The organism is Pseudomonas sp. MAFF 730105 (genome assembly GCF_055380705.1).
Map to the genome: position 1 here is coordinate 3,496,481 of NZ_AP018438.1, position 24,463 is coordinate 3,520,943.

Annotated in this window: 25 protein-coding genes and 1 pseudogene; 8 read left to right on the top strand and 18 right to left on the bottom strand. The window is 58.0% G+C overall.

Annotated features, from left to right (window positions below):
* Positions 1–111 precede the first annotated feature (111 nt).
* The 3 genes from PCOSP_RS15325 to PCOSP_RS15335 are packed head-to-tail and all read left to right on the top strand — an operon-like array spanning position 112 to position 3,092.
* Positions 112–1,404, top strand: a complete 1,293-nt coding sequence (locus tag PCOSP_RS15325) for a CitMHS family transporter (protein WP_464708878.1) — start codon at positions 112–114, stop codon at positions 1,402–1,404.
* The gene (locus PCOSP_RS15330) at positions 1,405–2,766 is read left to right on the top strand and encodes an acyclic terpene utilization AtuA family protein (protein WP_464708880.1); all 1,362 of its coding nucleotides are present in this window, start codon (positions 1,405–1,407) and stop codon (positions 2,764–2,766) included.
* A complete protein-coding gene (locus PCOSP_RS15335) occupies positions 2,766–3,092 on the top strand; it encodes an AtuA-related protein (RefSeq protein ID WP_464708881.1) in 327 nt (108 codons plus the stop codon). The genes PCOSP_RS15330 and PCOSP_RS15335 overlap by 1 nt, the downstream gene beginning before the upstream one ends.
* A 669-nt stretch (positions 3,093–3,761) precedes the next feature.
* Here PCOSP_RS15335 and PCOSP_RS15340 read toward each other — a convergent pair.
* Entirely contained in the window at positions 3,762–4,169 is a 408-nt protein-coding gene (locus PCOSP_RS15340) for a hypothetical protein (protein ID WP_139650064.1), read from the bottom strand.
* A 301-nt stretch (positions 4,170–4,470) separates the two neighbouring features.
* Positions 4,471–4,929, bottom strand: coding sequence for a winged helix-turn-helix transcriptional regulator (locus PCOSP_RS15345; protein ID WP_464708883.1), 459 nt, complete (start codon positions 4,927–4,929; stop codon positions 4,471–4,473).
* Positions 4,930–5,025: 96 nt separating this feature from the next.
* On the opposite strand from PCOSP_RS15345, the gene PCOSP_RS15350 reads away from it, so the two are divergent.
* Positions 5,026–5,982, top strand: coding sequence for an aromatic alcohol reductase (locus PCOSP_RS15350; protein WP_464708884.1), 957 nt, complete (start codon positions 5,026–5,028; stop codon positions 5,980–5,982).
* Positions 5,983–6,279: 297 nt separating this feature from the next.
* On the opposite strand, the gene PCOSP_RS15355 is transcribed toward PCOSP_RS15350, so the two are convergent.
* Positions 6,280–6,750: an Lrp/AsnC family transcriptional regulator gene (locus tag PCOSP_RS15355; protein ID WP_041022790.1), complete on the bottom strand. Its 471-nt coding sequence runs from the start codon at positions 6,748–6,750 to the stop codon at positions 6,280–6,282.
* Between the two features lie 124 nt (positions 6,751–6,874).
* Between PCOSP_RS15355 and PCOSP_RS15360 the strand changes: the two genes are divergently transcribed.
* Positions 6,875–8,083, top strand: a complete 1,209-nt coding sequence (locus PCOSP_RS15360; protein ID WP_464708886.1) for a methionine gamma-lyase — start codon at positions 6,875–6,877, stop codon at positions 8,081–8,083.
* 80 nt (positions 8,084–8,163) lie between these two features.
* Here the strand turns inward: PCOSP_RS15360 and PCOSP_RS15365 are convergent, their stop codons facing one another.
* The 7 genes from PCOSP_RS15365 to PCOSP_RS15395 form a co-directional block, all read right to left on the bottom strand.
* Entirely contained in the window at positions 8,164–8,682 is a 519-nt protein-coding gene (locus tag PCOSP_RS15365) for a hypothetical protein (protein ID WP_464708887.1), read from the bottom strand.
* A gap of 122 nt (positions 8,683–8,804) precedes the next feature.
* Complete coding sequence (locus PCOSP_RS15370) at positions 8,805–9,095, bottom strand: DUF3144 domain-containing protein (protein WP_464708888.1); 291 nt, start codon at positions 9,093–9,095, stop codon at positions 8,805–8,807.
* A gap of 422 nt (positions 9,096–9,517) precedes the next feature.
* Complete coding sequence (locus PCOSP_RS15375) at positions 9,518–9,700, bottom strand: hypothetical protein (RefSeq protein WP_464708889.1); 183 nt, start codon at positions 9,698–9,700, stop codon at positions 9,518–9,520.
* A 13-nt stretch (positions 9,701–9,713) separates the two neighbouring features.
* Complete coding sequence (locus PCOSP_RS15380) at positions 9,714–10,151, bottom strand: HhH-GDP family DNA glycosylase (protein ID WP_464708890.1); 438 nt, start codon at positions 10,149–10,151, stop codon at positions 9,714–9,716.
* The gene (locus tag PCOSP_RS15385) at positions 10,148–10,372 is read right to left on the bottom strand and encodes a DUF2188 domain-containing protein (RefSeq protein WP_464708892.1); all 225 of its coding nucleotides are present in this window, start codon (positions 10,370–10,372) and stop codon (positions 10,148–10,150) included. The genes PCOSP_RS15380 and PCOSP_RS15385 overlap by 4 nt, the downstream gene beginning before the upstream one ends.
* A gap of 17 nt (positions 10,373–10,389) precedes the next feature.
* Positions 10,390–10,548, bottom strand: a complete 159-nt coding sequence (locus PCOSP_RS15390; protein WP_162843603.1) for a hypothetical protein — start codon at positions 10,546–10,548, stop codon at positions 10,390–10,392.
* Positions 10,549–10,811: 263 nt separating this feature from the next.
* Entirely contained in the window at positions 10,812–11,321 is a 510-nt protein-coding gene (locus PCOSP_RS15395; RefSeq protein ID WP_464708893.1) for a hypothetical protein, read from the bottom strand.
* A gap of 405 nt (positions 11,322–11,726) precedes the next feature.
* On the opposite strand from PCOSP_RS15395, the gene PCOSP_RS15400 reads away from it, so the two are divergent.
* Positions 11,727–13,010 (top strand): OprD family porin, encoded by a 1,284-nt coding sequence (locus tag PCOSP_RS15400; protein WP_464708894.1) that lies wholly within the window; start codon positions 11,727–11,729, stop codon positions 13,008–13,010.
* Here the strand turns inward: PCOSP_RS15400 and PCOSP_RS15405 are convergent.
* A complete protein-coding gene (locus tag PCOSP_RS15405) occupies positions 13,007–13,204 on the bottom strand; it encodes a hypothetical protein (RefSeq protein ID WP_464708896.1) in 198 nt (65 codons plus the stop codon). The genes PCOSP_RS15400 and PCOSP_RS15405 overlap by 4 nt on opposite strands.
* A gap of 3 nt (positions 13,205–13,207) precedes the next feature.
* Positions 13,208–14,278: a DNA-binding protein gene (locus PCOSP_RS15410; protein ID WP_464708897.1), complete on the bottom strand. Its 1,071-nt coding sequence runs from the start codon at positions 14,276–14,278 to the stop codon at positions 13,208–13,210.
* A 196-nt stretch (positions 14,279–14,474) separates the two neighbouring features.
* Between PCOSP_RS15410 and PCOSP_RS15415 the strand changes: the two genes are divergently transcribed.
* Positions 14,475–15,491, top strand: a complete 1,017-nt coding sequence (locus tag PCOSP_RS15415) for a tyrosine-type recombinase/integrase (protein ID WP_464708898.1) — start codon at positions 14,475–14,477, stop codon at positions 15,489–15,491.
* A 31-nt stretch (positions 15,492–15,522) separates the two neighbouring features.
* On the opposite strand, the gene PCOSP_RS15420 is transcribed toward PCOSP_RS15415, so the two are convergent.
* The 5 genes and pseudogenes from PCOSP_RS15420 to mgtA all read right to left on the bottom strand — a co-directional run bounded on the left by PCOSP_RS15420 (position 15,523) and on the right by mgtA (position 21,939).
* Positions 15,523–15,885 carry an MFS transporter gene (locus tag PCOSP_RS15420; RefSeq protein WP_464711947.1) on the bottom strand — a complete coding sequence of 121 codons (363 nt, stop codon included), beginning with the start codon at positions 15,883–15,885 and terminating at the stop codon, positions 15,523–15,525.
* Positions 15,798–16,712: pseudogene (locus PCOSP_RS15425) on the bottom strand (MFS transporter); the annotation flags it as partial. The pseudogene PCOSP_RS15425 and the gene PCOSP_RS15420, both read right to left, overlap by 88 nt.
* Positions 16,713–16,779: 67 nt before the next feature.
* Positions 16,780–17,145, bottom strand: coding sequence for a YfeK family protein (locus tag PCOSP_RS15430; protein WP_041022809.1), 366 nt, complete (start codon positions 17,143–17,145; stop codon positions 16,780–16,782).
* A gap of 258 nt (positions 17,146–17,403) precedes the next feature.
* On the bottom strand, positions 17,404–18,090 hold the full coding sequence (locus PCOSP_RS15435) for a phosphoribosyltransferase (RefSeq protein ID WP_464708900.1): 687 nt from the start codon (positions 18,088–18,090) through the stop codon (positions 17,404–17,406).
* Positions 18,091–18,357: 267 nt separating this feature from the next.
* Positions 18,358–21,939, bottom strand: coding sequence for a magnesium-translocating P-type ATPase (mgtA, locus tag PCOSP_RS15440; protein ID WP_464708901.1), 3,582 nt, complete (start codon positions 21,937–21,939; stop codon positions 18,358–18,360).
* A gap of 242 nt (positions 21,940–22,181) precedes the next feature.
* On the opposite strand from mgtA, the gene PCOSP_RS15445 reads away from it, so the two are divergent.
* A complete protein-coding gene (locus PCOSP_RS15445) occupies positions 22,182–22,751 on the top strand; it encodes a GNAT family N-acetyltransferase (RefSeq protein ID WP_464708902.1) in 570 nt (189 codons plus the stop codon).
* A 21-nt stretch (positions 22,752–22,772) separates the two neighbouring features.
* Here PCOSP_RS15445 and PCOSP_RS15450 read toward each other — a convergent pair whose 3' ends face one another.
* The gene (locus PCOSP_RS15450) at positions 22,773–24,461 is read right to left on the bottom strand and encodes an HAD-IIB family hydrolase (protein ID WP_464708903.1); all 1,689 of its coding nucleotides are present in this window, start codon (positions 24,459–24,461) and stop codon (positions 22,773–22,775) included.
* Positions 24,462–24,463: the final 2 nt, after the last annotated feature.

Below are 24,463 nucleotides of genomic sequence, written 5' to 3' on the forward strand. Positions count from 1 at the left end.
CAGCCGAACATTTCAATTTACAAAGAATACCGGCAATTCCAATACTCGGTGAAAACAACAACAGCGCATTTCATCGCCACCGCGGACAGAAATGCCGAACAGGACCTACCTATGCTCGCCATACTCGGTGTCGTCACCATTCTCTGCCTGCTCATCTGCGTGATGAGTAAGCGCCTGTCCCCCCTGGTTGCACTGATCGCATTGCCGATCATCGCCGCACTGATCGGTGGTTTTGGCCTGCAAACCAGTGCGTTCATCATTACCGGCATCAAGAACGTCGCCCCCGTGGTCGGGATGTTCGTGTTCGCGATTCTGTTCTTTGGCGTCATGACCGACGCCGGCATGCTTGACCCGATCATTGACCGCATCTTGAAACGCGTCGGCACCCGTCCGACGCGCATCGTCGTGGGTACCGCGCTGCTGGCACTGCTGGTGCACCTGGACGGTTCCGGCGCCGTGACCTTCCTGGTGACCATTCCGGCCATGCTGCCGTTGTATACGCGCCTGGGCATGGATAAACGCATCCTGGCTTGTGTCACGGCGATGGCGGCCGGGGTCAACTTCCTGCCATGGACCGGCCCGGTCCTGCGTTCATCGGCGGCCTTGCACGTGCCGGTGGCCGACTTGTTCCAGCCGCTGATTCCGGTGCAAGTCGTCGGTCTGGCATTCGTCTTTGCTTGCGCCTGGTTCCTCGGTCGTCGCGAAGAGAAACGCCTGGGGTTGGGTGCCGGGGCAGGGGTGGAGGTGGTACCTCAACGGGTACTGTCCGAGACCGAAGTCGCCTTGCGCAAGCCAGGGCTGTTCTGGCTCAACCTGATACTGACCGTGGGGGTGATGGGCGTGATGATTGCCGGTGTGGTCGATCCGGTGGTGATGTTCATGCTCGGCACGGTATTGGCGTTGTGCATCAATTACCCCAACGTCGATGCCCAACGGGCACGCATCGACGCCCATGCGAAAACCGCCCTGACGATGGCGAGCATTCTCCTGGCCGCCGGGGTCTTCACCGGCATCATGCAGGGCAGCGGCATGCTGAAGGCCATGGCCGAGGTGGCGGTGGCACAGATTCCCGCCGGGCACGGCAAGCTGATTCCGATGGTCGTGGGGTTCATCTCCATGCCGCTGAGCCTGCTGTTCGATCCCGACTCCTTCTATTTTGGCGTGATGCCGGTGGTGGCCGAAGTCGGCCGTGCCCTGGGTGTCGATCCGTTGCAAGTGGCCCAGGCATCGCTGCTGGGTGTCCACACCACCGGGTTCCCGGTCAGCCCATTGACCCCGGCGACCTTCTTGTTGGTGGGGTTGTGCAAGATCGAACTGGCCGATCATCAACGTTTCACCATTCCTTTTCTGTTCGCCGCCTCGGTGCTGATGACGGTGACGGCGCTGCTCATTGGAGTCTTTTGAATGAAAAGCTTACGCATCGGCTCAGGTGCCGGTTACTCAGGTGATCGCATCGAACCGGCGATTGAACTGGCCGAGCACGGCGAGCTGGATTATCTGGTGTTCGAATGCCTGGCCGAACGCACCATCGCCCTGGCACAACAAGCGCGACTGCTCGATCCGCAGGCGGGCTTCGATCCGCTGTTGAGCGAGCGCATGCGTCGGGTACTGCCCTTTATCGGTCGCGGGACCGATGGCCGGCGCCGCCGCTTGCGCGTCATCACCAACATGGGCGCGGCCAACCCATTGGGCGCAGCGCGGGAAGTGCGGCGCATTGCCGGGCAGCTTGGTTTGTCTGGCCTCAAAGTGATCGCCGTAACGGGTGACGATGTGCTGGCGACACTGCTCGGCGATCCGACGCAAACACTGGACAACGGCATCACCCTGGCCTCATTGGGCGAACGCCTGATTTCGGCCAACGCGTACCTGGGCGTGGACGGCATCATCGAGGCCTTGCAGGCGGATGCTGACGTGGTCATTACTGGGCGAGTGGCGGATCCGTCGCTGTTCCTCGCGCCACAGATGTTCGAGTTCGGCTGGGCCGCGGACGATTGGCCACGATTAGGGCGCGGCACCTTGGTCGGCCATCTGCTCGAATGCGCAGGCCAGATCAGTGGAGGCTACTTTGCCGATCCTGGGTTCAAGGATGTACCGGACCTGGCGAGACTGGGATTTCCCCTCGCCGAAGTGGACGCGACGGGCCATGCAGTGATCAGCAAAGTCCCAGGCTCAGGCGGACGCATCGATACCGCGACCTGCACCGAACAGATGATCTATGAAGTGCACGACCCCGCCGCATACCTCACGCCAGACGTCAGCGCGGACTTTTCCGAGGTGTCGTTTACGCTCCAGGGACCGAATCAGGTACAGGTCCAGGACGCCGATGGCCGGGAGCGCCCCTCATCGCTGAAAGTATCAGTGGGTTATCTCGACGGCTGGATCGGCGAAGGCCAGATGTCCTATGGCGGCCCAGGGGCCTTGGCGCGTGGCCGGTTGGCGCGGGAGGTCGTGCTGGAACGTTTGAAACTGACAGGCGTGGCCTATGAAGAAATCCGCGCCGAGTTGATCGGCGTCGATGCCTTGCACGGCCCTGAGCTGGGTTCCCGACTGGACGGCGAGCCTTGGGAAGTGCGCCTGCGGGTCGCGGCCCGTTGCACCGATCGCGCCGAGGCCGTGCGGATTGGCAACGAAGTGGAAACCCTCTACACCAACGGTCCTTACGGCGGCGGCGGAGCGAGTAAATCGGTGCGCCAAGTGGTGGCGGTGGCGTCGCTGTTGCTGCCACGGGACGCTGTCAGCGTGCAGATTCATTTGGAGGACGTGTAGTGACTCGTCTTAAATTGCGTGACCTGGCCCATTCCCGTACGGGAGATAAAGGCGATACATCCAATATCTCCGTGATTACGTTCCACGCCGAAGATTATCCACGCCTGTGCGAATGGCTGACGGTAGAGCGGGTGACCGAGCATTTTGCTGAACTGCTGCCCCCCCATGGACCGGCGATACGGCGCTATGAACTCCCTCGGGTGTGCGCGCTCAACTTCGTCTTGCCCGGTGTCTTGCGCGGTGGTGTCACCCGTTCGTTGGCACTCGATGCCCATGGGAAGGCGTTGGGGGCGGCGCTGCTCGACCTGGATATGCCGAGCGATTGAGCCGGGTTTCAAGGCTGTCGCTTGGCGTCGGTCGAGACCACGCTGTCCAAGGTATTCGCGCCGGGTACCTTGCTCGGCCCCCACGACCGCTCGCTGCGACATTTGAACTTCACGCCCTTGCGGGGCGTTATGTCCCTGGCTTTCTCCATACACAACTCTTTAGTGACATAGGTCGGCTCCGTTTTGCGCACGTCCACGCAGCCTTCGTCGCCCCTGCAGAGTGTCATAACCATAATGTATACGGTCATCATCCTGATGTTGCTCCCATAGAAGCAATGCAATTGATGTGTCCTGCAAAAGCCCGGGAGGGCTTAAGCGAGTAGCAGTGACAAGCGGATGATGATCCTTCCTTCGAACCTCCAGCAATGGCGTATTGATGCCTTCCGTCGGGAAAACGTCACTTTTTCAAATATTGATGATTAGAGCGAAATGGACGCCATTATGTTGGCGTTTTTTCATTGGTCAGTGGTTAATTGCTATGGAGAATCTACAGGCATGCCTGGCAATCTCGCGACCGGATAACCACTTGTATCCGAACGAGAAGTCCAGGCAATTCGACGATCCGGGGGCAGGGTAGAAGGGCTGAAGGAGCCCGTTGCCGCGAGCAGTCAGCCAGCGCTAGTGGCCTGTACGCGGCATGAACGAGTATCAAGGCTTTTCGTACAGAGCCTAGGGCGCCTCAAAATTCTCATAGGCCAGGGAGATAGTATCGTTCCTTGGATAACTGACATACACCATCTCGCCATAATTGCTGGCGACCAGTACGTACGGCCACTTGCCGTTGGCCTTGCGTAGTTGCTCATACAAGGGAAGAAAGAAATCCTTGGTCTGACCCTGAGGGTCGTACGGGACTTCACCCAGAAAGATCGGATAGCGTCCACCGTTGCATAGCTGAACCCGCTCCAGCTTGATGCCGTTTTTCTCCAGCACGGTTCGCGCTGGATGCTGCCAAGTGCTGAGATCGACATCCTGGCAGTCGCTGGCGTTCTGGGTGTAGAGCTCGGTGTCCTTGAGGGCTGGGTACGCCATGGCCTGGCTGGTCAGGAGGAATAGAGCCAGGGGTAAGAGACGCTGCATGATGATGGTCCGAATAAAGGGAAAACGATTGTAAGTGCTTTTCTAGTTCCAAGGCTTCGCGGACTATTTCGTTGAGCCTTGGAGACCTACGTGCAGCAGACTTGCACGGGCTTCCTCGCAGAACAAGAGCCAGGCCCGTAGCGTGTGAGCTGAGTCTCAAGGGATCGACAGGCACCCGTGTTTGTCTTGATCCAAATCCTGTAAGCGCTGGAGCGAGGTACGCTCATATCCACGGTAATATCTTGTTACGCATAATGTATATTATGTTAAATGAAGTGTCTGAACACACTGTGAGCTACCTTCAGTCAGACGCGTCTGAATCCAATGATGTCGATGCAGGTATTTGCCATGCGGGCTTTTTGTCATCCTGACTGTCGAAAATACGCCGCGCCTTGCGGAAATCCTCAACGTTCTCGACAACCCAAGTCCAGATAGGTGACATGCGGATCAACAGTCCCATACCCAGCGGCGTCAGCTCATACTCGACACGTGGCGGAATCTCACCGAACTCCCGCCGAACCACTAGGCCATCCCGCTCCATGGAACGTAGCGTCTTGGTTAACATCCGCTGAGTCACCCCTGCCATCTGCCTTTTTATTTCGGCATGGCGCATCGTGCCGTACACCCCCAGAGCATGCAGAATACCTAACGACCAGCGGCTGCCTGCATGAGCAAGCACTTCTCGTCTGACGCCATCATCGTCTTCTCTAAGCGTCCGGCAAATTGTTTCTGCCTGGCTGAGAGCCTCCTGATCGGTCATTTCTTTCTCTGGTATCACAGGTGTGCCTTCTTACGGACGTTGCCTAATCGTGCAAGCATTTGTTCATCTTACAGGCAACAGGTCTCAGGAGAAATCATGACCGAAGTGACCCAGTTTTCCCCCCAATCCATTCTCGTTCTAGGCGCCGGTGAGCTTGGGCTGCCGGTTCTGCGCAATCTTGCGCGAGTAGCAAAGCGCGCGCCCGGCTCCACAATCAGCGTCCTGCTCAGGGATTCGACCATCAACACTCAAGTGCCCGAGAAAAAGGTCGAAATCGATGAGCTTCGGGGCCTCGGCATCCAGATGGTGGCCGCAGACCTCGTGAATGACTCAATCGATCAGCTGGCTGAAGTATTTGCACGTTTCGATACCGTAATAGGCTGTGCAGGGATGGTTGCAGGCCGGGAAACTCCAATGAAGCTGGCTACCGCTGCTCTGAGGTCCGGTGTGAAGCGTTACTTCCCGTGGCAGTTTGGTGTCGACTTCGAGGTAATCGGTCGGGGCAGTCCTCAGGATCTGTTCGATGCTCAGCTTGATGTTCGCGAATTGCTTCGTGCCCAGGATAAAACTGAATGGGTAATCATCTCGACGGGTATGTTCACCAGCTTTCTGTTCGAACCAGTATTCGAGGTGGTTGACTTCGAAAACGATACCGTGAACGCGCTAGGCAGTCTTGAGACCAGCGTGACGCTCACGACTCCAGACGACATTGGTGCGTTGACAGCGGAAATTGTTTTCTTCGAACCTCGCTTCCGCGATCAGATTGTGTATCTCTCGGGAGACACAGTGACATATGGAGAGCTTGCGAGCCTCCTCGAACGTGTACTGGGCCGCCCGTTCAAACGTAACGTGTGGACTGTTCCGTACTTGCTCCAAGAATTGGAGAAAGACCCAACGCATCACATCAAGAAGTACCGCGCTGTGTTCGCCCAGGGCAGAGGCGTGGCTTGGCCTAAAGCAGGCACTTTCAACGCGCAGCAGTCGATTCAAGTCACGACCGCTGAGGAGTGGGCCCGTGCAAATCTGGCAACCTCATCAGCACAAGGGCAGTAGCTGAACGAACGTTCTCGCGCTGGGAGTTGGCCTGCTCAAAAGCTCCTCAGTCTGATAATGGGCGCTGATGACCGAAGCTAAGGCGCGGGTACGTGCCTGGTCATGTTCGTGGCGGCTATCGCAATTGGAACCATCGACGTATTCAACTGAGGGCCCTCCTCAACTGCGCAGCGCACAGGTGGACAAGCTCATCTGTGCTTGAAGTGATCAGCTTCGCTAACGAAGCCATATTGCGACCTGGCCTTTCACTCCAAATAACGCGCCTGCCCGGACAAACATCAAAAGGTAATACCGCGCTCAGCCCAGCACCGGGATCACTCGCGAGGGCTTGACCGATTTGAACGAAAAACTTGAATAAATCTCTTTGACCGCCGGCAAGGTTTGCAGCACCTCTCGCGCAAACTCGCCGAAAGACTCCAGGTCTTTGGCCACCACTTCCAGTAGAAAATCGTAGCGTCCGGAAACGTTGTGACAGGCGACGATCTCCGGGATTTCCAATAGGCGCTGTTCGAAGGATCGAGCCATTTCCTGACTGTGGGACTCCATCATCACGCTAACAAATGCGGTGACGCCGTAGCCGAGTGCCTTGGGCGAAAGAATCGCCTGGTAGCCGGTAATCACTGCGTTCTCTTCAAGAATTTTCACCCGGCGCCAACACGGCGAAGTGGTCAGCGCCACATGTTCGGCCAGTTCGGCGATGGTCAGCCGGGCGTTGCCTTGCAGGGCCGCGAGTAAGGCCTTGTCGGTACGATCCAGCTCGCTGGGCATGTCTTGCCTCCAAATTTTGTTTTCCGGAGCCTTTATTCCAATTTACGGGTTATTTCTGAGTCAATTTGGAATTTTTCTTGTTGAAATTGAGCATAGCATTGTAGGAAATACAGGAGCGTCCAACATGAACAATAAAAACAATGAACTGGGCTTTTCCACCCGCGCCATCCATCACGGCTATAAGCCGCTGGACAACAACGGCGCACTGATCCCGCCGATCTACCTGACCTCCACGTTCGCCTTCCCTACCGCCGAGTACGGCGCCGGTTGTTTCGCCGGCGAAGAATCCGGGCATTTTTACACGCGGATCTCCAACCCCACATTGGCTCTGTTGGAGTCACGCATGGCGGCTTTGGAAAACGGCGAGGCGGCGGTGGCCTTCAGCTCCGGCATGGGAGCCATTGCCGCGACCTTTTGGACCCTGCTGCGCCCCGGTGACGAGATCATTCTCAACCGTACGTTGTACGGTTGCACCTTCGCCCTGCTGCACCACGGTATCGGCGAGTTTGGCGTCAAGGTGCGCCATGTTGACATGTCCAACCTGGCCGAACTGCGCGATGCTATCAGTCCTTCGACGCGCATGATCTATTTCGAATCCCCAGCCAATCCGAACATGCAGTTGGTCGACATCTGCGCGGTGGCTAAGATTGCCCATCATCATCGGAATGTCACCTTGGTGGTCGATAACACCTACTGCACTCCATACCTGCAACGCCCCTTGGAAATGGGTGCGGATGTAGTGGTGCATTCGGCCACCAAGTACCTCAGTGGCCATGGCGATATCACGGCCGGCATCGTGGTTACCAGTCATCCACTGGCGGACTGCATTCGCCTGCAAGGCCTCAAGGACCTGACCGGTGCGGTAATGTCGCCTCAGGACGCTTTTCTGCTGATGCGCGGGCTCAAGACCCTGTCACTGCGCATGGAACGCCATTGTAGCAACGCCCAGGTGATCGCCGAGTATTTACATGCGCACCCGGCCGTCGAATGGGTCACTTACCCCGGCCTGCCCTCCTTTGCTCAGTACGACCTGGCGTCGAGGCAAATGAAGTTGCCCGGGGGCATGATCGCCTTCGAACTCAAGGGCGGCCTGACCACCGGCCGGCGTTTCATGAACGCACTGGAGTTGTTCGCCCGCGCGGTCAGCCTGGGAGACGCCGAGTCCCTGGCCCAGCATCCAGCCAGCATGACCCATTCCACCTACACGCCTGAAGAGCGTGCGCACCACGGGATTTCCGAGGGGCTGGTGCGTTTATCGGTGGGCCTTGAAGACATCGCGGACCTGCTGGCCGACATCAGCCAAGCGCTGGATGCCTGTGCTCAAGGAGGTTGAACATGTCCACCGCTTATCCCCTCAACGATGGCGAGCTCAGCGCGCAAGACCAGGATCTCCAGGAAGCCCGGAAAATGTCCTTATTTAACGAACCTAAGGCACCCGAACCCAGTCTTGATTTGCAATTGTTGAATGGGTTCGACACTCTCCTGCTCGCCGATTTTCTTGATGACCGTCAGCCCGCAGTAAGACTCGTCTCGGTTGAAGATCGGAAGAATGCCTGCCTTGGGCTCGGTCCAAGAGCCCGAAGTCAAGGTATAGGTGGCTCCATTCTGCGGTTTGAATGAGAACGGGATCTTGCAAGCGCTGCTGCCTGCGACTTGCCAGTAAGTCAGTATCAGCTCTTTGTCTACGGCAACCCGTGATTCGATATAGTCCCCGTTGGAGGGCAGAACCGTATAACCGGCATAACATCCGTTGTCGCTGAAGGTCATGGCATCCAGCCTCGCCCCTCCTCCGGCCTTGAGGCGAACGGTTGCAGCGGGATCGCTGGGTCCGGGAACGACATATTGCTTACCCTGTAAAAACGAAGTGCAACCGCTGATCAGCAATGCGCTGGCCACCAAGATATACCGACCAGATTTTTGATTGACGTACATCCATTTCTCCCTGGTTCCATTGGGTGCCCTAGTCGTTTCAGAGACTTGGACTATCGAAAGCGGTCTGATAGTAGTGGATTCTGTGCGGTGCCGAGCGGGTTTGGATGTCTCGGCACCCGAACCTATTTCACCTGCATGTACTGACTGAAATTGTTGATGTGATCATCCAAATTATCCTCAAGCATCATCCGGAACTGATCGCAGAAATATTTCAACAATGCTTCCCGCGCATCGGCCATTTCGGCACCAGACTTGAAGTTTTGCGCGCTCGCCCACGCGTTGAAACGCGTAGTGCCGAACATCATGGATGCGCTGACCCCACCGAGATTTCCATAGGTTTTGAGCTGTTCGTTTGACAGCTCGATATGGGCGTCCGCACGGTCGTAGAAGGCTTGGTCGCTGGCGTCAGCCATGATGAGGTCTCGGTAATCAATAAAGGATGCCATTGGAGCATATATCGCTCAACCCGTCGCTTCTTACGAACGCATCAGCGGCTCGATACCGATCCACTTCTTGACCGGGGATAACACAACTCAAGCTGCGGAATTTCCACCTTATGGTTCTCGACCTCCAACGTTCCCAGGTTGATCTTCCACCTGGAGTTCGCATTGAAGGCGCCGGTCTTGAAAATCACATAGACAGACCCTTGATGATTGTCGTTAGTGATCTTGGGGATGCGTCGCCGTACTTCATCGCTATTGATGTTATAGGGCGACTGGCGGGAGTACTTTTCATCTTCGGGTGGGTAATCGTACGTCAACGAACCCAGGCGGATTTCGGGCCTTGCGCCAAGCCGGGATCCATCCTCAAACGTTATATAAGCCGGTCGGCTATCTTAGCTGATTGGGGTATCTAAGGTTTCGGAACTGAACAGACCCTGGCTGCCTTTCTCGAATGCAATCAGTTGTACATAAAACTCAGGCTGGGGGAACTTCTCGCCGGGATACTTCACCGAGTACAGCTGCTCAAACGGCTCATCGGACCATTGCGCGTCGTAGTCGTACAAATAGGTGCGCAAAACGATAGTCCTTTCAGAATCCGGATTTGTCTCCTAGGGCAACTCCGCGCTTGAAGATCTCTAACGTCTTCGGCCCGATGCCATTAAAGCTGAGCAACCATCGCTCAAACTCAGCTGACTTCATTGACCCACTCTGCAAAGCATTCATCCGACATTCCAGTCCGGCATCCAGCCCCACACCAAGCTCGTGCAGTCGCCGCGCCGTGGATTCATCGTATCGTGCGTAGCCCGCTTGCCCGAGGAGCCTGACAAGATCTCGATGTGAGCATCGGGCGAGCTTTGCAGGTGTATCCAGGCCATATCGATCGACCAGGTTCCGGTACGCCTCAACGGCGACAGAGGAACGAATCCTTTTACCGATCAGAAAACTGGCGAGCAGCCACCGATACACTCCGTGGCTGCTCGGGTCGTCGATCTCGATACCCAGGTCGGCAGCGGAGATGGGAGTCACCCCTTGGTTCGCCTGGGGTCAGCGGAACGCGGATAGGTGCGTTCTTCCTCAATGGAACCATCGGCTTTGTGAATCTTCACCGAGGCGGTTTTGCCATCAAAGAAATCTGTCAGAGCGCTCATCAACTCCTGCTTAGTGGCCGCTTTTTTAGAGGCACGCTCTGCGCCGGCCTTCTTCAGTTCCCAACCATCCGCAGAAGGGCTCAGGTGATAGTTGTCCATTGCCTTGCTCCTCACATTTAAATGGATTCTGCTTCGTCCTGAATATCTTCCTCCGCCTCGGCTGCATCAGTGGCGTCGGCATCGTTCAAGGGCGGTGAAGTGGGCTTTTCCGGATCGTTTATGTAGGGCACGCCGCTAGGGCCGTGCTCTTCAAGTCCTTCAGTCTTAGGCTGCATGTCAGTCCTCCTTCTTCTTTCCGATAGTGATTGGAGGACAGGCGCTGCGAGGCGTTCAATGCTTTACGAGTTTGCGTTAGCTTTAGCCCGACTACCTGAGATTGAATGAGCAAGGCTCGATCGACACGCTTCGATAAGCTCACGAAAAGCTATGCCGCATGGTTTCACTGGCTTATTCATGCAATGTTTGCGATATCTCTTTTCTTACAGAGCCCAGGTAAGACTGGGCACTGGAAATTGCATATGATGTATTTTTATCCGCTTCAGTTTCCCCTTGCCTTCCTTAAAAAGAAGGCGGAAATGCAAAGCGCAAACAAACCAACGCCACCGAGAATCCAAACACTACCTTTCTTACCTTTAGCCAGCCTTTCCTCGGACATTGCTCTACTGATGATCTCTTTACCCTCCACCACCAGAACGACTAATTTTCGCTGCCCCAACGCTGGCAAAAATTTTTGCTCATACCAGAAAACACGGGCACGCTTCCCTAACAAGTCCGAACTTGTCTGCTTCGTTATGCACGTAGGATAACCTCCTAAATTTGAAGCGCAGGTAAACCGATACACATTCTCACCATCGATGATTTTTGTGATGGCTTTACCCTTAAACCTCTCTTCTGAAAGGACACCAGACGACTCGTTTAATATATCCGGAATGTATGATATGGACTGATGCCACAAAACAACAATTACATACACCAAATAACCAGCGAAACTAAAGATGGCAAAATTTCTGTAGGCAAGCCTAGATCGATAGGAAATGTTAGTGCCCATTGCTTTCACCAAGAAATAATTGTGTCGATTGCCTTGGGTAGCAGTCCGGCGCTGTGTCGACGCCTTCATCAAAAATCGCATCCATAGGTATACGACTCGTCTCTGCCTCTGCCTCTGCCTCTGCCTCTGACGAAGAGACACTAATGCGAGCGTAGACCAGGAAATTATATGTAGGCCACCGATCCCAGCTTGGTTCAGGCCGACGGTTACCCACCTCACTGAGTCGTACCCACTCAGAATTAACAACGTTTAACTCACCAGCCAGAGCCCCGCGGCCAATAATCAGGCCCTCGTCACCGAACTGGCTACAGCATGCATACCGCAAACCAAGCACTGAACACCCAGAGCCTTTGCAGCAATAAAGCTCGCGCGCAACCATGGCCACGCCCCAAGCTCTGGTTATCCATGTTGCTAATCGGCACCTGCGGCACCGCCCTGGCTGCCGAGCCATCGGCGCAAGGCTTTATGGACGGCTCAACCCTGGATGTGCTGAGCCGCAATTTCTTCCTGCAGAATGACTACCGATCCCCTTCCCCGGCGAACAAAAACTATAAGCAGGAGTGGGCCCAAGGTTTCATCGCCTCATTTGCCTCCGGCTTTACCCCTGGCACCGTCGGGTTTGGTGTCGACGCCCATGGTTTTCTCGGTGTGAAGCTGGATGGCGGCAAGGGGCATTCCGGAACGGGTTTGCTGCCGCTGGATTCGGATGGCCGCAGTGAGAGCGACTTCTCCAGTGCCGGTGGCGCGTTGAAACTGCGCGCGTCTCGGACCACCTTGGCCTACGGTGAGATGACCGTGGAAACCCCGGTGTTCGACACCGCCGACAAACGCTTACAACCGGAATACGCCACGGGGTTTCTGCTCGACAGACGGGAGTTCGACGACGTGCATTTGCAGGCCGGGCGCTTCACCGCGTTCAAGAATCAGGATGCCTCGACCCACAGAGGGGACTTCACCGGTTATGGAGTGAGCACCGAAACCGGTGACATCAGTTTCCTCGGTGCCCAATTGTTCGAGGACCAGCCGTTGGGCGGTGCTCTGTACGCGTCCGAGCTGAGCGACACCTGGCGTCAGTACTACGCCAACCTGCATCTGAAGCAATCCGGGTTCTTTCTGGACGGCAACCTTTACCACACCCAGGATTACGCTGACGCCGAGGCCGGCGCGATTGATAACACCGCCTATAGCCTGTCTGGCAAATACACCGTCGGCGCCCAGGGCTTCACCCTGGCTTATCAGAAGATCCATGGCGACACGCCCTTCGACTTTGTGGGCGGCGACTCGATCTACCTCGCCAACTCCATCAAATACGCCGACTTCAACGGTGCAGGCGAACGTTCGTGGCAGGCGCGCTACGACCTGGATCTGGGAGCCTTCGGCGTCCCGGGATTGAAATTCATGACCCGCTACGTCACCGGCCGCGGCATCGATGGCACCCATGCCCCCCAAGGTGGGGCGTACAACCCATTTGACCCGGATGCCGGCCAGTTCGTCCCGCAACAAGGGGACGGAGGACGCCATTGGGAACGGGATATCGATCTGCACTACACCGTGCAATCGGGACCGGCCAAGGATTTGTCCGTGCAGGTGTCCCAGGTGACCCATCGGGCCAATAGCGCCGAGGGTGGGGATGACATCGACCGGGTTTATATCGTGATCGAATACCCCCTCAAGCTGGGACGCTTTTAACCGGTTCGCCTCTCGGTGACGTTGAATATCGGCCGGTGTTCTCTGGTGTCGGCGGCATGCAGCTTCATGATCGGAACCAGGGAGCCAAACGGCTCAACCCTGTCCATCAGCATCCGGGAGAGACGCTGATGAGCGAATTTCCAAGCTGACGAGCCTTCATCACGGCTCTGCGGATTTCCTGCGATCTGATCCATGCTTCATCTCCTAGGTCGTTTCGAAGGCTTGGCGTGCCCGGCGAGTTGTTTCTTCTCTACCCCTGAGGAGGCATCGCTCCCCTCCTCCGGGCCTGATTCACCGCTCTCAACCCGCCGAAGTTGCTCATTCTCTTTCTGAAGCGACGCGATCAGCGCCGTGGTTTCCTGCTCACGCAGATCGGCTACAGCGGCGGCCTTGTGGAGCGCCTTTACCTCTTCACGCAGAGCCGAGATCTGTTCCATGAGGTGTTCAGTCAGCCCAGCGGTCTTGGCCTCGCCCTGGCGTAGTGCCTCAATTTGAGTGTTGAGCGACTGAACCAAGGCTTCCTGCGTGTGCAGGGCCTTGGTTTGCTGCCGGGCTTCACCGAGCAGGCGTTCATTGTCGCGATTGAGCCGCGTCAGGTCGTCCTGTTTTACGGCGATAGTCTCTCGCAGTTTGCGTTGCTCAACCTGCATTTCGTGCAGTTGAGACTCGTGCCTGCGTTGATCCTGATTACGCTGCTCCTTCGCCGCCTCTCGATAATGTTCGAGCGCCCCACGGGCTTGGACGTGCTTTTCCTCCAGGGATTGGAGGTGCTTGTCCTTTTCAGCAACCAAGGATTCCAGGTCGGTACAGCGCTGGCTGAGTCGTGCGTTACGCGTCAGCTCAGCCTGGAGCGAGGACTGGGTGGTTGCGAGCTCAGCGCTCTGCGTCTCTATCGCCGCCTGTTGGGTAGCCAGTTGACGTTGAGCGGTGGCCAGTTCCGATCTGAGTTCGCTGATCTGGTTTTCCAGCGCAGTCCGCTGCTGTTCAAAAGCTGCAGTGGCCTGGGAGATGACTTCCTGGCCCTCCTCCATCAGCTGATCCAGCAGCGTCTGCACCATGCCATTGAGCGTTTCACCCATGCGCTCACGTGAGGTAACGGGCTCTGAATTGGAGGGTTCAAGCTCTTTCAGGTAACGAGAAATCGTCGTCTTGGACCCCGTATTTCCAAGCTCTACGCGCACGGCGTCGATGCTGGGGTTGGCCCCCCTGGCCAGCAGCGCCTGACGTGCCTTCTGCACTACAGCTTTGTTGATCCCGCCTCGAGCCATGGGGCCTCCTACGATTTCGTACTGTGTTACATGTCATGTAAATACATATTGAATTAAGCGAACCTTACACCCTTTGATCTTGATTTTCTACAAGCCCATAATGGAGCTTTATGGCTTCTTGAACCGTCGCTGCGTCCGGAACACCTCCCCGCGGCGTATGCAGGCAAAAACGCTCCGATTTTGAAGGCGGCAGACGATGGAAAAGGCAGATCGGTACCTGAGCGCCGGCACCCGGGAGAACACGCGAAAAAGCTACCGGGCGGCGATCGAGCACTTTGAGGTCACGTGGGGCGGATACCTGCCCACGACCGGCACAGGTGTGGTTCGGTACCTCGCGGAGTACGCCGACAAGCTCTCCATCAACACGCTGAAGCAGCGTCTGGCGGCCCTGGCCCAGTGGCACATCACCCAGGGCTTCCCTGACCCGACCAAGACGCCTGATGTCCGCCAAATGATCAAAGGCATCAGGGTCGTGCACCCTGCACAGGTCAGACAGGCCGCCCCGCTGCTGCTGAAGCACCTGGAGCAAGCAGTCGCCTGGCTTGAAGGGCAAGCAACTGCCGCGCTTGAACGCGGAGACTACAAGTCGCTGGTGCGTCACCGTCGTTCGGTGGCGATTATCTTGATTGGGTTCTGGCGTGGTTTTCGGGGCGATGAGTTGACCAGGCTGACGGTAGAGAACACGAAAGCCATAAGCGGTGAAGGGATTACCTTTTTCCTGCCCTACACCAAGGGCGACCGTCAGCATGAAGGAGCGACCTTCCAGACGCCGGCGCTCGTCATGCTCTGTCCCGTTGAGGCCTATATCAACTGGATAACAGTGGCCGGAATCGCAAGTGGCCCGGTGTTCCAGCGAATTGATCGTTGGGGCAACCTGTCAGGCAAAGCCATGCAACCGCATAGCTTGATTCCCGTGTTGCGCCGCATTTTCAAAGAGGCAGGATTGCCAGCGGAGTTGTACAGCAGTCACTCGATGCGGCGCGGATTTGCGACCTGGGCGTCTGCGAACGGTTGGGACATCAAGGGATTGATGGGATATGTCGGCTGGAAGGACATGAAGTCCGCGTTGCGCTATGTGGATGCCAGCGTGTCCTTCGGCGGAATGGCTTTGCGCGCCGCCCAACAAACGCCCGTCCAGGAGAGCAAAAGGATTTCCGGTGATCCCCCAAGCACTGACCAACCCGGCAGGCTTCAAACCCTCTTTTCGCCGTGAAAGCGCGTCAAGGCGTTCCCCGCCTAAAACGCTATTGCTTCTTGAATAAAAGCAGGACTAGAGCGATTGCGGCAAGCAATGCGCCCATGAGGAACGTGCTGCCTGATCCAATGCTTTGCCATAGCCAGCCCGCAAGAACGCTGGCGATCAGCATGCATACACCGCTGACCAGATTGAAAATGCCGAAGGCCGTACCCTTGAGTTCTCCTGGGGCTTTATCGGCCACCAGAGAGGCGAGAATGCCTTGGCTGAATCCCATATGAACCCCCATAACACGACGCCCAGCAGCATCGTGATGACAGAACTGGACTGAGCAAGAACCAGATCCGCCAAGACAAGTAGTCCCATACCCACACAGAGCAGTTTCGTGCGACTGATACGATCGGATAGCCAACCGGCAGGGTAAGCGGACAACGCATAGAAAAGCGCCATGACTACCATCACCAGCGGAACCCAGGTCGCTGACAAGCCCAACTGTTGCGCCCGCAATACCAGAAACGCTTCACTGAACCGGGCAAGCGTAAACACCCCGCCCACGACAACCACCCACCAATACCCAGCGGAGAAGTCGTGAAGGACGCGCCAATGTATTGGAGATCGAAATCTGTGTTCCCGGGAGGCGTGAACGGGTTCTTTTACTCCGGTGACAATGAGCGCCACCGCTATAGCTGCCGGAATGACTGCAACCCACAGTACAAGCTGTATATCCGCGAGCCACAGCATCAACAAGATGGCCAGAGCGGGGCCAAGAACGGCCCCTACGGTATCCATCGATTGGCGTAACCCAAAGCAGGCTCCACGGATCTCTGGTGGCGAGACATCTGCCACGAGGGCATCTCGCGGCGCACCACGAATACCTTTTCCGATTCGATCCAGAAAGCGTGCAGTGAAGACCACTTCAACCGAGTGCGCCAAAGGAAAAAGCGGCTTGGTCAGGGCCGCCAAACCATACCCAAGCAACAGAAGCCCCTTGCGCCTGCCTATGAAATCGCTGATGGCGCCAGAGAATATCTTGACGAGCATGGCGGTCGACTCGGCGATCCCCTCGATTATCCCGACAGTCAATGCGCTCGCACCCAGTGTGGTGACCAAAAACACGGGCACCAAGCTGTGTACAAGCTCGGACGATAGATCCATGAACAGGCTGACAAAACCCAAAGCCCAGATCGTGCGCGGAATACGAAGACGCTCAACGTTGATGTGTGGACTTTCGCTACTCATCTTGTCTTTCCGCACTCATCGGTGAAAGCAACTTAGCAGTGCTTACATTATTCGTCTTGAGACAAAATCAATGAAGCTGCCGTTGTCTCTGTAGTTCCCGCTTGAGCCAGGTGCCAGCAGGCTGTGCGCCTTCTGGGCATCGCACCTCATAGTCGCGGCCACTCATACTGCTTTGCGTGGCAGCAAGATCGATGAAGTCTTCTGCACTGTTCACCTTGTTCTTGTCCTCAAGGTAATTCAGCTTTTTCTCCAGATGCGCGCGCGCCTGAGGACCTGGGAACTCTTCTCCGTTACGCACAAATCGGCATTCACTGTGCTCGACAAAGTCCAGCAAGCCTTTTATCTCCTGGGTGGCTTGAGGCGGGGTTTGAGCCTGGGCATTGGTTACGATTGCGACAAGGCAAATTCCCGTTGCCATCATCCACATCCGCATGATTCTTCCTCGTATTGGCACTGTTGCGATTCGCTCTTCGACGGCAGAGGGCAAGACGCCCGGTTTTGGTAGAAATAGAGCCGGCGCCAGGTGTGTAGCCCCTCACAAACTCATCCCGATTGCTCGACCCCGCGGATATTGAGGTACTCAGGCGCGACGGCCTCCTTGAGCATACACTGCACAAACCGTGCGGGGCTTGTCATTTCTGATTCGGCTGCCAGTCGTCCGGCACCCGTGACTTCTACCGAGCCCGGGCCGCTATCCCCCAACTTGCGTGGATCCGCGCTGCCAGGCCCGCTGCATTAACTCAATGACATCCTCATCACTGGTCTGGGGGAAACTCGAGTACCAGTAACCCACGGACATCATCCGCTCAGGCATCAGCGGGCAAATCACTTCATTGACGATGCAGCGCAGGGTTTCCACCGTATCTGGCGGCGCCACCGGCACCGCCACGACGATACGCGCCGGGGCCTGCAGCTGCACCGCGTGGATGGCGGCGATCATCGAGGCCCCCGTGGCCAGGCCGTCATCGATCAGGATGACCACCTGGTCTTTGAGTGGCACCGGCGGCCGCGTCCCCCGGTACACCTGCTCGCGGCGCAATAGCTCGCGGGTTTCCCGTGCGACCACGGCGTCATAACTGTCTTGATCTATCGAATGCGCCCGCAGCATCTCTTCATTGCGAATGCGTATCCCGCCACTGGCGATGGCGCCCATGGCGAATTCCGGCTGGGAGGGAACGCCGAGCTTGCGCACCACCAGGAGGTCCAGCCGCACCTGCAGAGCGGTCGCCACCTCATAGGCCACCGGAACGCCGCCACGGGGCAAGGCCAGGACGATGACGTCGGGGCGCCGTGCATATTTAAGCAACGGCTCCACCAGGCTTTGACCGGCCGCAGACCGATCCTCCCAGAGGGTTTGCAGAGAAGGACTATGGGTCATAGCTCACCTCATCAGGCGCTGACGCCTGCGGTTTGATGACATCGGACTGGCCGTCAGGGCGCGGTTGTGTTCGGGTCCAGCCGGTCGCGATGGTCCTGGAGATTGGGACTGCAGAATGCAAACTGGTTTATCCCAACGCCTGGCGCCAATCCGAGCATAGGAGCCGCTGTTGGGCGGGTCCTGATCCAGATCAGAAAAATCAGAAACAAGAAATAGCGGAACATCCATCTCGCGAATCGCCTGAGGCAAGCCCTGGAAGGCGCGTTCCTATGGCATACCGCGAGCGCGGTTCAAACGTTGGTGGCGGTAGAAGAGCCGCTTCGCTCCTTCAGCCGCCGCCATATACACCCCGCTGATTGCCAGCACCGTTAGCAGGATCGGCAAGGGCAAGGGTACCAGGCCAAACCACGGCGCTATCGGGCTGTAAGGCAGCCCGACGGCCAACGCACCGATGGCCGCGGCACTCGACAGCAACAGCGTCGCCGGCCGGCTGTGGTAGAACGGGCGGTAGGTGCGCACGATGAAAATCGTCAATAGTTGGGTCAACAGCGACTCGACGAACCAGCCACTGCGGAAGACTTCGGGACCCTTTTCCGCCAACAGGTACAGCGCCGCGAAGGTGAATACATCGAACAGTGAGCTGACCAGTCCGAACACCACCATGAAGTTGCGGATTTCACTGATGTTCCAGCGATGAGGGGTGTTTTCCCATTCGCGATCGACGTTGTCGCTGGCGATACCCATGGAGGGGATGTCAGAGAGGAAGTTGTTGAGCAAAATCTGCTTGGCCAGCATCGGCAGGAAGGGCAAGACCAGTGATGCGAGAGCCATGCTGATCATGTTGCCGAAATTCGCACTGGAGACGATGGAAATGTACTTCAGGGTATTGGCAAAGGTATGCCGGCCCTCCTCGATACCTTCGCGCAACACGTCGAGGTTGTGCTCCAGCAGCACGAAGTCGGCGGCCTGTTTGGCCACATCGGCGGCGTTATCCACGGAAATACCGATATCGGCCACCTGCAGCGCCGGAGCATCATTGATGCCGTCCCCCATATAACCGACGACGTGCCCGGTCTTTTGCAGGGCGCGGATGATGCGCTCTTTCTGGTTGGGGTCGACTTCGGTGAAGAGCGTCGTCAGCGGCGCCAAGTGCATCAATGCCTCGTCTTTCATGGCACCTAGTTCGGCACCGGTGATGATCCGCTCCACCGGCAGGCCCACGGCCTGGCCGACATGCCGGGCGACCAGATGGCTGTCGCCGCTGATGATCTTCACCTGCACGCCGAGGCGGCCAAGGCTGGCAATGGTGTCTTTGACACCCGGCTCCGGCGGATCGAAGAACAGGAGAAAACCGCGAAAGGTCATGTCCTTTTCTTCGTCCCGACCATAGTGCGAAAGGTCCGGCAAGACACGCGTGGCCAAGCCCAGAACCCTGAACCCCTGCTCACTCCAGTCGGCGAAACGCTGCGTGATCGCGGCCCGCTCGTTCGCGGTCAGCGCCAGCAATTGTTCGCCGCGGCGCACATGGGTGCAGACCTCAAGCACGTTATCCAGCGCCCCTTTGGTCACCATCAGCCTGGCGGCCTCCGGTGCATTCGCGACCACCACGCTCAAGCGCTTGCGGACGAAGTCATACGGTACTTCATCGAGTTTGCTCGCCCCGGGACAGGGCGCCAGGGTTTTACCAGCCAGGGTGATCGCATCGTCCATTGCGTTGCGCATGCCGGTCTGCAGGCTGGCATTGAATACCGCCAACTGCAGGACAGTGGCGTCGACATTGCCCTCTGCGTCCATGGCGCCGTCCAGCACGACGACACCTCGGGTCAGCGTACCGGTCTTGTCGGTACACAGGATGTCCATCGCCCCCAGGTTTTCGATGGCATTGAGGTGACGCACGATGACGCCCTTGCCCGCCATGCGTTGTGCGCCTTTGGCCAGGGTGATACTCAGGATCGCCGGCAGCAGCTCCGGCGACAGCCCGATGGACAGCGCGATGGCAAACAACAAGGTATCGAGGGCGGGACGATGCAACAGGATATTGATGCCGAACACCACAATCGTGATCACCAGCATCACCCGCAGCAGCAACCCGCCAAAGCGTCGCAGGCCGCGCTCGAACTCGGTCTCGGGCGGGCGCAGCGTCAGGGTCTTGGCAATGCGCCCGATTTCACTGTCCGAGGCGTAGCGGGTGACCAGCACCTCGGCGGTCCCGCTGCGCACCGAGGTGCCCATGAATACACAGTTGTGCCGTTGGCCGAGGGTGGCCTCAGGTGTGCAATCGCCCGGTAATTTCTCTACCGGGAAGGTTTCGCCAGTAAGCAGACCCTCGCCGATGAAGCAATCGAGGGCCTGCAGAATCCGGCCATCGGCTGCGATCAGGCTGCCGGCGCTGAGCAACAGGATATCCCCCGGCACCACCTCGCTTGCGGCAATATCCAGGGGCTTGCCGTCGCGACGTACCGTGGCGCGCAGTGCGATCTTGCTGCGCAATTGCTCCACCGCCGTGCTCGCGCGATTTTCATACCAGGCGCTGAGTACCGCGCTGATGAGCACAATGCAGCCGACAATCGCCGCATCCAGCCAGTCCCCCACCGACACGGCCACCAGCGTGCCCACAATCAGGATCAGCACCAGAGGTGTGCGCATTTGCTCCAGCACCAGCCTGCCCAGACCGCGCGGGCGGTCCTTGGGCCGGGCCGGCGCGCTACGCATGCGCGCACGGGCCTCGGCCTGGCTCAACCCTTGCGGGCTGCTGTGGACGTTGCTGAATACCTGGTTCAGCGCCGGGCTCCAGTAATCGGTGGCAGCCAAGCGCTCCGGTTGCCTGGCGGTGGAGCGCCATTCGCGATGGGCCAGCCAAAGGCCGGGCAGCATCGGTAACCAGAAGGTCAACCCGCGAAACAACAAGGTGGCGGAAAGTGCCACTGCAACGTTCACTCCGACCCAATGCAACGTCACCACCGCCGCCGCTTCGAAGGCGCCGAGCCCACCGGGCACTATGCCGATACTGCGCAGCACACTGGCCAGCATAAAGCCGGCAAACAACCCCAACGGCGGTGCCGAGACACCCAGCGCCCGGACCAGAACCCACAATGTCGCGCTATCCAGCACAATGATCATCAGCTCCAAGAGGGTAATGCGCCAGAGCAGACCCGGGCTGCGAGCCAGGTCTTTGTCCGCGCCAGTGAGCAATGAAACGACTCTGGCGACAATCGAAAAGCGCTGTCCCGGCAGATGCGCTACCCATCGCGGGTTGCCCGTCAGTCGAGGCATGACGACTGCCAGCAGCAGGCTTACGCTGACGAACAGCAGGCACGCCGTCATGACCGTCGGTGTGGCATGGCCCTGGAGGATCACCACCGGCAATGCCACGCCGACTGACACTGCATACGCCAGAAAATACCCGGACAAGTCCAGCACCAGGCTTGCCAGTACCAGCGGTTTTGCGAACCCGAGGCGGACAAAGGAGGCCACGACCGCGAAGGCTCCGCTGATGCCCGAGGACGGTAGCGCTTGATCGACAAACAGCTTCATCACACTGAGTCTGCCCGCGTCCCAGAGTGAAAGCGGTTGTGCCCCGGCCTTGAGCACGACTCGAAAGACCTGGCCTTGAGCGATATACGTCAGCCCCTGCAGAACCAGTGCGGCGACCAGCCATAACGGCTCTGCCCGGGCCAGCAAGCGTGTGAACGATTCGACGTCGGTGAATCGCAGAGCCACACCGACCACGGCCGCAAACATCGCGGCGCCCAGCAGCCAGCTTAGCCACAGCGCGGAGCGGCTATAGGGTGGGTCTTCTTCACACACAGGCGAATCAATGACACCTGGAGTGGGCGATTTGACAGGCATGCCGTGCCCCTGAACGAATCAGCAGAGTGCCTGATTCTGGCGCGGTACGGATGGCTGCGTTTGACCCAGGTCAACCCGCGAACGGCAGCGGTACGGATGTGCGGGTGGAGCATATGTCGCTGAATGCCACGGCCTTTGCGGGTCCGCATCGCGCTTTCTGACTTTGATCAATACGCCGGCGCCACCGAACCCTCAATGTGATCCCGGTCGTTGTTCGACCTCACTGTGCGCTGGAGTCCACCATGCTAGCTAATCAACACACTGCTGCTCTCATTGCCGAGATGGATAAAGCACCGCCCGCAGAACACTGGCTGGAGAAGCTGAGCGACGGAATCCATGTGCTCATTCGTCCGCTGTCGACCGACGATCATGCGCGCCTGCTGCTTTTTTTCCAGCGTTTGTCTCCACTGTCGTTGCGTTTGCGCTTTCTGGGGGCGGTGAACCATGTCGATGGGCACGCCATCGATACACTGCTGAGCGAGTCCGAGACGTTCAGCCAAGGTTACCTGGCACTGATCCACCATGAGGGCGAGTTGCAGGTCATCGGCGTCAGCCACTACAGGCGTGCCGCGGATAATCCCGAGCACTGCGGTTGCGCTGTCGCCGTTGCCGAACCCTGGCTACGCAAGGGCCTGGGCCGTTTATTGCTGGGGCATCTGATAGATGCAGCCAGGCGCAAGGGGTATCGCAAAATGTGCTCGACGAACCTGTCGACCGATTACCCGGTTCATGGGTTGTACAAGCAATTTGGCTTTACCTCGGCCTACCTGGATCGGGACTTCGATCGCATTGTTCACCAACTGGAGCTCTAATCGGGTAAGTTGCCCGACCTTTCATCGGTGTTCCAGATGGTAGCGCGCTTGCACCAGGCGCGCGATCCGAGCCAAGGCATCCTGGGACGCCACCGAGGCGTCGGTTTCCAGCAGATGGGTTTCGTTGGCCAGCACGTCATCGCGGATCACCTCGCGAAACCAGTTGGAAAAGTCTCCGGCCTGGCGGTGTTGGCAGAAGGCGCCATCGTCCAGGCGCGCCAGCGAAGATAAAAACTCGGCCAGGTTCGAAGCGCGTTGGTCGAGGCTTGGAAAGTAGAACGCATGCCAGTCCCCCACATCCCCCGCCGCATATTTGCCACTGTGGCGATGATGTTTCTGCTGGGGCTGCTGCGGGGTCATCTGCACCACTTCGTTACCTTTGCGCAGCTCCCAGAGACAGCAATATTCAGGCGCTGAGGTGCGCGGTGCAAAATCCGGGCTGCTGCGCTGCGTGTGCTGGGCAAAGCGTTGGACCAGCTCCCGGGCGGTGCTGCCCAGCGTCACCAGTACGTCAACCACCTCCAGCACGGACGGACAGACCTGCTCGAAATCCAGCGCCACGATGACTGCCCCCATGTTGGCCAGGAACCCCGCAGGCCAGGCAGCACAGTGGGGCAACATGTAGTGAGCCTCGTCCACCACCAGCCAGTAGGGTCGACCCGAGGTGCTGCGTAGCTGCTGGATAAAAGGCAGCAATTCGCCGAACAGCTGGACCCGGGCCGGCGGGTCCAGGGCCAAGGTGCTTACCACGACGTTGAGCCGTGCCAGCAACAGGTGATGCAATGACTCTTCGGTGGTCGGCGGAACGGTCAGTCCTCCCACCGTTACCGCACCGTCCAGGGACAGGTAATCGCCTTCGGGATCAATGATGCAGAATCCCTGACGCGCCTCGACCATGCGCTCAGTCAGCCAGGTCACATAGCTCGACTTGCCGGAGCCGGAATTGCCGATGACCAGCATCACCGACTCCGGCGCCAGCCAGACCTTGCGCGCATCGGCGGTCTGCCCCAGTTCCATGCCGATACGCTCGACCGGAACCAGCGCCGCGTCCTTTTCCAGGAGCATGTCGATCAATTCGCAGACTCCTTGCCCGTGATCATTGCGCAGGCAAATATCTGCCTGGGCCTTGATCGATTCAATGGCGTTGTTCACCGCCGCCGCACAGCCGCAGATCGCCAGAAACGCGTGGTCATTTTCGGCATCGCCCACACCGACCACGTTCAATTCACAGATCCCCAGTCTCAGCAACGCCGCGCTCAGGCCCGAGGCCTTGTTCACTCCCGACGGCAAGACCATGACCGCATCTTTGTTGAAGGTCATCTGCAACTCGAGGCCCAGTTCGCGTATCGAGGTGATCACCGCGCCCTCGAACGGATGCCAGGTGGCGATGACCGACCTGCCAACGGATAAAGGCGAAACGCCTTTTTCCCGCAGGCGCTGCACCAGTTCAGTCGAGGCAGAATCGGCGATGAGCTCCTCTGTGTCGGTGCGCGGGTCGTACAAGAGCGCTCCGTTTTCCGCGACCACCAGGTCGAACAGATCCAAACGGTCAAAATGATGCTTGAGCGCTTGCAGCTCCCTGCCGGTAATCAACAACAGCTTGCGACCGCTGTCCCTGAGGGTGGCCAGCGCTGTACAGACTTGCGCCGGAACATTGCCGCTCTCGGCAATCGTGCCGTCATAGTCCACCGCCAAGGCTAGGAAATGCATGA

Excerpts from the sequence above, each read along its gene's own strand:
- PCOSP_RS15325 (WP_464708878.1), top strand. The coding sequence starts at position 112 with ATGCTCGCCATACTCGGTGTCGTCACCATTCTCTGCCTGCTCATCTGC.
- PCOSP_RS15330 (WP_464708880.1), top strand. The coding sequence starts at position 1,405 with ATGAAAAGCTTACGCATCGGCTCAGGTGCCGGTTACTCAGGTGATCGC.
- PCOSP_RS15340 (WP_139650064.1), bottom strand. The coding sequence starts at position 4,169 with ATGCAGCGTCTCTTACCCCTGGCTCTATTCCTCCTGACCAGCCAGGCC.
- PCOSP_RS15345 (WP_464708883.1), bottom strand. The coding sequence starts at position 4,929 with ATGACCGATCAGGAGGCTCTCAGCCAGGCAGAAACAATTTGCCGGACG.
- PCOSP_RS15350 (WP_464708884.1), top strand. The coding sequence starts at position 5,026 with ATGACCGAAGTGACCCAGTTTTCCCCCCAATCCATTCTCGTTCTAGGC.
- PCOSP_RS15355 (WP_041022790.1), bottom strand. The coding sequence starts at position 6,750 with ATGCCCAGCGAGCTGGATCGTACCGACAAGGCCTTACTCGCGGCCCTG.
- PCOSP_RS15360 (WP_464708886.1), top strand. The coding sequence starts at position 6,875 with ATGAACAATAAAAACAATGAACTGGGCTTTTCCACCCGCGCCATCCAT.
- PCOSP_RS15365 (WP_464708887.1), bottom strand. The coding sequence starts at position 8,682 with ATGTACGTCAATCAAAAATCTGGTCGGTATATCTTGGTGGCCAGCGCA.
- PCOSP_RS15370 (WP_464708888.1), bottom strand. The coding sequence starts at position 9,095 with ATGGCTGACGCCAGCGACCAAGCCTTCTACGACCGTGCGGACGCCCAT.
- PCOSP_RS15385 (WP_464708892.1), bottom strand. The coding sequence starts at position 10,372 with ATGGACAACTATCACCTGAGCCCTTCTGCGGATGGTTGGGAACTGAAG.
- PCOSP_RS15390 (WP_162843603.1), bottom strand. The coding sequence starts at position 10,548 with ATGCAGCCTAAGACTGAAGGACTTGAAGAGCACGGCCCTAGCGGCGTG.
- PCOSP_RS15395 (WP_464708893.1), bottom strand. The coding sequence starts at position 11,321 with ATGGGCACTAACATTTCCTATCGATCTAGGCTTGCCTACAGAAATTTT.
- PCOSP_RS15400 (WP_464708894.1), top strand. The coding sequence starts at position 11,727 with ATGTTGCTAATCGGCACCTGCGGCACCGCCCTGGCTGCCGAGCCATCG.
- PCOSP_RS15405 (WP_464708896.1), bottom strand. The coding sequence starts at position 13,204 with ATGGATCAGATCGCAGGAAATCCGCAGAGCCGTGATGAAGGCTCGTCA.
- PCOSP_RS15410 (WP_464708897.1), bottom strand. The coding sequence starts at position 14,278 with ATGGCTCGAGGCGGGATCAACAAAGCTGTAGTGCAGAAGGCACGTCAG.
- PCOSP_RS15415 (WP_464708898.1), top strand. The coding sequence starts at position 14,475 with ATGGAAAAGGCAGATCGGTACCTGAGCGCCGGCACCCGGGAGAACACG.
- PCOSP_RS15430 (WP_041022809.1), bottom strand. The coding sequence starts at position 17,145 with ATGCGGATGTGGATGATGGCAACGGGAATTTGCCTTGTCGCAATCGTA.
- PCOSP_RS15435 (WP_464708900.1), bottom strand. The coding sequence starts at position 18,090 with ATGACCCATAGTCCTTCTCTGCAAACCCTCTGGGAGGATCGGTCTGCG.
- mgtA (WP_464708901.1), bottom strand. The coding sequence starts at position 21,939 with ATGCCTGTCAAATCGCCCACTCCAGGTGTCATTGATTCGCCTGTGTGT.
- PCOSP_RS15445 (WP_464708902.1), top strand. The coding sequence starts at position 22,182 with ATGCTAGCTAATCAACACACTGCTGCTCTCATTGCCGAGATGGATAAA.
- PCOSP_RS15450 (WP_464708903.1), bottom strand. The coding sequence starts at position 24,461 with ATGCATTTCCTAGCCTTGGCGGTGGACTATGACGGCACGATTGCCGAG.